Raw genomic sequence first — 951 nt, 5'->3', positions numbered from 1 at the left:
ATCAAGATCGAAAGCCAAAGAGCTTCTGCCTAACCATTCTGTAGCTGAGACTGCAGACATGCTCGGCTATTCTTCTGAAAGCAGGCTGTACGACAACTTTGTTCGTATCGAGTCCATAACACCTGGCGAGTATAAATCACGAGGTAAAAATCTTGAGATAACATTTGGTTTTGCTCCAACTCCATATGGGGATGCTCTTTTTGCTTCGACCCAAAGAGGGATTATGAAACTCGCGTTCACGTCATCTTCGCAGAGTCGAGATGATTTGATCAATGAACTGGAGTCAGAATGGCATAACGCAGAGTTTATTCGCGAGGACAACCTCGCTAAAACGCTAAACCAACAAGTCTTTTCTAATCGTGAATCGAACCAAAACGTAACCTTATTTGTTAAAGCAAGCGTCTTTCAGGTTAAGGTTTGGGAAGCTTTATTAACGATTCCTGAAGGTGAGCTGCGAACATATCAACAAATCGCGGAAGCTTCTGGTAACGTCAAAGCTGCGAGAGCAGCAGCTTCAGCAATCGCAAACAATCCTGTTGCGTGTCTTATACCCTGTCACAGAGTTATTAGAAGCTCAGGCGTTTTGAATCAATATCGATGGGGAGCGGATCGAAAAGCAGTAATGCTTCTTAGGGAATCTGGTAATAGAATTTTAAATCAATAAGAATCTTGGTCAGCGTTAACGCCAAAGATGAACGAAACCCTGACCAAGAGCATAAACCGTATTAAGCGGTAGCCATTTTGTTTGCTTTACGCGGTTTCAAGTGTCCCCACTTCAGCATATCTTCGACTGCAGCCTCGACACTCTCTTTTATAGAAATGTATTTGATCCCCAATTCGTTTATAGCCTTAGCGTTGTCAAAATTCATTTGCTGGCCGATATGTGAGCGCATGTAAGTACCATTACCGCTTGGCTGAGTATACGAAAGCAAATGCATGATTTTTGTGCCG

The 951-nt window shown here is 43.0% G+C and carries 2 protein-coding genes; one reads left to right on the top strand and one right to left on the bottom strand.

Going from position 1 to position 951, the window contains the following annotated elements; translation table 11 throughout:
• The coding region (locus A3738_RS18005) for a methylated-DNA--[protein]-cysteine S-methyltransferase (RefSeq protein ID WP_068763757.1) at positions 1-664 on the top strand (664 nt) is incomplete at its 5' end.
• A 61-nt stretch (positions 665-725) separates the two neighbouring features.
• On the opposite strand, the gene A3738_RS32055 is transcribed toward A3738_RS18005, so the two are convergent.
• Positions 726-951 (bottom strand): hypothetical protein (locus A3738_RS32055; RefSeq protein WP_231876690.1); only part of this gene is annotated, 226 nt, incomplete at its 5' end.

It is taken from the genome of Oleiphilus sp. HI0066 (genome assembly GCF_001635725.1).
This window is presented reverse-complemented; position numbering and strand designations above follow the sequence as displayed.